General features: G+C 67.3%; 4 protein-coding genes. 1 reads left to right on the plus strand and 3 read right to left on the minus strand.

Annotated elements, in window-relative coordinates; genetic code table 11:
• Positions 1–204: 204 nt before the first annotated feature.
• Genes ACRCSW_RS17290 through ACRCSW_RS17300 form a run of 3 tightly spaced genes read right to left on the minus strand, consistent with a single transcriptional unit; the run spans position 205 to position 2,841 of the window.
• A complete protein-coding gene (locus tag ACRCSW_RS17290; protein WP_438706889.1) occupies positions 205–1,161 on the minus strand; it encodes a PfkB family carbohydrate kinase in 957 nt (318 codons plus the stop codon).
• Positions 1,151–2,113, minus strand: coding sequence for a sugar phosphate isomerase/epimerase family protein (locus tag ACRCSW_RS17295; RefSeq protein ID WP_438706890.1), 963 nt, complete (start codon positions 2,111–2,113; stop codon positions 1,151–1,153). Before ACRCSW_RS17295 ends, ACRCSW_RS17290 begins: the two co-directional genes overlap by 11 nt.
• The gene (locus ACRCSW_RS17300; RefSeq protein ID WP_438706891.1) at positions 2,110–2,841 is read right to left on the minus strand and encodes a GntR family transcriptional regulator; all 732 of its coding nucleotides are present in this window, start codon (positions 2,839–2,841) and stop codon (positions 2,110–2,112) included. The genes ACRCSW_RS17295 and ACRCSW_RS17300 overlap by 4 nt, the downstream gene beginning before the upstream one ends.
• A 47-nt stretch (positions 2,842–2,888) precedes the next feature.
• Here ACRCSW_RS17300 and ACRCSW_RS17305 point away from each other — a divergent pair.
• The coding region (locus tag ACRCSW_RS17305) for a UxaA family hydrolase (RefSeq protein ID WP_438706892.1) at positions 2,889–4,281 on the plus strand (1,393 nt) is incomplete at its 3' end.

A 4,281-nucleotide genomic window follows, 5' to 3' on the forward strand; every position in this document is an offset into this window, starting at 1 on the left:
CGATGCGCCACCCCCCCCTCAACACTTTATCAACAAACGAGTCGCCGATTACGGTTAACGCCCCAAATCCAGACGCGCCTAGAGACGGAAACAAGACAAAAGCAAGATCATTAACCTGTTCGAAAGATGCAAGATTAACACAGCGTTCTCAAAGGGTTGGGCTCCCTTGCGGCCCCCACCCCCACCCCCGTCCAAGACCCGCGTTCATCCTTCTTCAACCAGCCGCCCCAACACCGGGTCCAGAAGGCCAAATGCCGCAGCGCGGATCGCGGCCTCGTCGATCTTTGTCCGCTCACCCACCGGCAGGCTGACATGGAGCGCAGCGGCGGTCTGCCCAAAGGCGGCAGCGGCGGCGAGGCTTGCCCCGCGTGCCCATTCTGCAGCCAGGGCGCCGATGAAGGCGTCGCCCGCGCCGTGGCTGGAGGTGACCGTTACCGGTTCGGCGGGGTGGTGCGTGGTGCCCGCAGCGTCGGCCAGGATCAGCCCGTCACCGCCAAGCGTGACGATGACTGCGGCGGGACCGAGAGCAAGAAGGTCGGTTGCGGCGAGGGCCGGGTCAAGGCCGTCCTCGGGCCGGGCGAGGAGGTCGGCGGCCTCGCCCCGGTTGACGACGAGGAGGTCGAGAAGAGCCAGCAGCTCTGGTGCGACGGCACGGGCGGGGGCGGCGTTCAGGATGACCCGGACCCCGGAGGACCGCGCGCGGTGGGCGAGATGGAGGTTTGCGCCCTCGGGGATTTCGCTTTGCAGGAGGAGGAGGGCGCAGTCCTTCGGGAAGACGACCGCCTCGGGCCGGAAGCAGAGGTTCGCGCCCGAGACGATGACGGCCCCATAAGACCCGTCGGGCAGGCTGATTGCGACCGACATCCCGGACGACCGCGGATGGGTCTGCACGCCCAACCGCACGACATTCGCCGCATCGAGCGCTGCACGAAGGGTGGCCGCGGCCTGATCCGAGCCGACGGCCCCGGCCATGTGCACGTCTGCTCCAGCGCGGGCGGCAGCGATGGCCTGGTTGCCGCCCTTGCCGCCGAAGGCGTAGCGGACGGCCGTGCCGGTCAGGGTCTGGTCCGCTCGGGGCAGGGCGGGGGCATCGACGATCACGTCATGGTGCAGGGAGCCCGCGCAGAGGATGACGGGGCGGGCTGCGGGATCACGCGCCAAGGAGAGCCGCCATGACAAGGGTGGTGGCAGCCGCCGCGTCCTGCCGGGCCTGGGCGGCGGCAAGGGCGGGGTCCTGGGCCAGCTGCGCGGCGAGGTCGAGAAGCCGGTCGGTCAGGCGGATGTTGGTGCGCGCCTCTTCCACGGGGTTCAGGCCGGAATGGTCGGGGAAGGTGTCGAAGTAGATGATGCCGGCGTAGCCGACGCGGGTCAGCACCACCAGAAGCTCCACCGTCTGGACCGGGTGGACCGAGCCTGCCATCAGCCCGTCATCCCGCTTGCCGTAGCCGTCGTTGAGGTGAAGGCCGAGGATGCGGCTGTGGCGGGCGGCCAGCATTGCGGATTTGGCGGGCATCTCGCCGGCGTAAAGCATGTGGGCGAAGTCGAGGGTGACGCCGGTGTTGGGGCGGGCGACTTCCTGCAGTGCGAGGAGCGTTGTCGCCATGTCGGGCATCAGCGCATGGGCGCGGGGTTCGTTGGGCTTGTACTCGACCGCGATGTCGATGGCGGGGTTATGGTCGGCGACATCGGCCAGGGCGGCGATTGTGTCGTCCCACATCCGAGCGTAATCGGCCTGGAAGCTGTAGTCGAACCCGTCCTGCCCCATCCAAAGCGTCATCTGGGTGCCGCCCATTTCGGCGCAGGTGTCGATCCCGCGCTTGGTGAGGTCGATTGCGGCGCGGCGGGTTGCGGGGTCGGGGTGGGTGAAGGCGCCGAGTTTGAAGCCCTCTTCGGTATAGTAGCGCATCGCGAGGCCGTTCAGGGCCATCCCCTGGTCGGCCAGAAGGTGTGAGAGGGTCGCGGGGTCGTGGGCGGCGAAATGGTCGGGGTAGTTGAGGTCAGCTGACGAGAGACCGCCCACCTGGCCCGCGCCTGCGATCATCTCGGCAACCGTGCCGCCCTTCGTCTTGAAGGCGTTGAGGCGGGCAGCATAGCGGGGGCGGTTCGGGATCATGAGGGGTTGAAAAGGTCGGGCCGGTCACGTTCCAGCGGTTCGAGATAGGTGATCAGCTGGCGCAGATGCGCCTGGATCGCGGCGCGGGCGGCTGGGGGGTCGCGCTTCTCAAGAGCTGCAAGGATGGCCTTATGCTCGGCAAGTGTGGCCTGCACCCGGCCAGGCACCGGCAGGATCAGCTGGCGCGCGCGGTTGACATGCGCCCATGCGGTTTCGGCCACGAGGGCGAGTTTCGGGAAGCCGGTGAAAGAGAGGAGAAGCTCATGCATCGCGGCATCCATGGCGTAGAAGCCGGGGATGTCGCCATCGGCCACGAGGGCCGTCTGGACGGTAATGTTGCGGCGGAGGAGCTGGAGCTGGTCGTCGGTGATCCTCTCGGCCACGCGTTCGATCGCTGCGACCTCGATCGCTTCGCGCAGGAAGGCGCCTTCGCGGATCTCTTGCATCGAAAAGCGGGCGACGAAGGTTCCGGCCTGGGGCACAACGTCGACGAGCCCCTCGGCCTGAAGGCGCGCGACGGCATCGGCCACGGGGCTGCGACTGACGCCGAGCGCATCGCAGATGTCGGGCTTGCGAAGGATCTCTCCCGGACGGTAGGCAAGCGACAGGATGGCCTGGCGTAGGGTCTGGTAGACGCGCTGGCCAAGCGAGCCGGAGAACTCGGCCAAAGGCCGCAGGCGCTGAGCGGCTGAGGGCTCTTGTTTGGCGGGTGCGGCTGGTTGTAACATGCTAACATGTTAGGCACGCGCACCACGCTGTCAAGAAAGGGTCTGCCATGGCGACAGGGGTGATCCGGCTGCATGGGTCCGACAATGTGGTCATAGCGCTGCAGGACCTTGCGGCTGGCAGCACGGCCGATGGGCTGCAGGCGCCATTGCCGGGTGCGGTGCCGCGCGGCCACAAGATCGCGGCAAAGGCGATCGGGGCGGGCACGGAGGTCATCCGCTATGGCCAGATCATCGGGCAGGCGACCGTCGATATTCCGGCGGCGGGGCATGTCCACAGCCACAACCTGGGCATGGGTCCGCATTCCAGCGACTATGCCATCGGGTCGGAATGCCGTCCTCTGCCACCCCTGGAGCCGCGGACCTTCCTTGGCTACCACCGACCGGACGGCTCGGTCGGGACGCGGAACTACCTTGGCATTCTGACAAGCGTGAACTGCTCGGGCTCGGTCGCGCGCTTCATCGCTGAGGCGGCGGAGAAAGACCCGGTGCTGGGCGCGATGCCGGGGATCGACGGGATCGTGCCGATTGTCCACCAGACCGGCTGCGGGATGTCGGGGACGAACGAGGGTTACGCGACGCTGATGCGGACGCTGAAGGGCTATGCGCGGAATCCGAATTTCGGGGGCATCCTGCTGGTGGGCCTTGGGTGTGAGGTGATGCAGGTCCCGGACCTTGTGGGGCAGGGGCGGCTCCGGCCCGATGGCAACTTCCGCTACATGACCATCCAGGGCGAGGGCGGCACGCGGGCCACCATCGACCGGGCGCTGAAGGTTCTGCGTGAGATGGCGGAGGTGGCGGGGCAGGTGGTCCGCGCTCCGGCACCGGTGTCGAAGCTGGTGATCGGCCTGCAATGCGGGGGGTCGGACGGGTATTCCGGCATCACGGCGAACCCGGCGCTTGGTCATGCTTCGGACCTGCTGGTCCGGATGGGCGGTACGACGATCCTGTCGGAGACGCCGGAGATTTACGGGGCAGAGCATCTTCTGACCCGCCGGGCGGTCAGCCGCGAGGTGGGCGAGACGTTGTTGGAGCGCATCCGGTGGTGGGAGGACTATACCGCGAGGAACGAGGGCGAGATGGACAACAACCCCTCGCCCGGGAACAAGCGGGGGGGGCTGACGACGATCCTGGAGAAGTCGCTGGGGGCTGTGGCCAAGGGTGGCACGGCGCCGCTGGCGGGGGTCTACAAGTTCGCGGAACCGATTGGGACGACCGGGTTTGTCTACATGGACAGCCCCGGCTATGATCCCTGCAGCGTGACCGGCCAGATCGCCAGTGGCGCGACGATGATCGTCTTCACCACGGGGCGGGGGTCGGTCTCGGGCTACAAGCCCTCGCCCTGCATCAAGCTGGCGACGAATTCCGAGATGTATGCCCGGATGGCTGAGGATATGGACATCAACTGCGGCGACATCCTCGACGGGGTCAGCATCGCGGCGA

It is taken from the genome of Tabrizicola sp. (genome assembly GCF_051645465.1).
In the GTDB taxonomy this organism is placed as follows: Bacteria; Pseudomonadota; Alphaproteobacteria; order Rhodobacterales; family Rhodobacteraceae; genus Tabrizicola.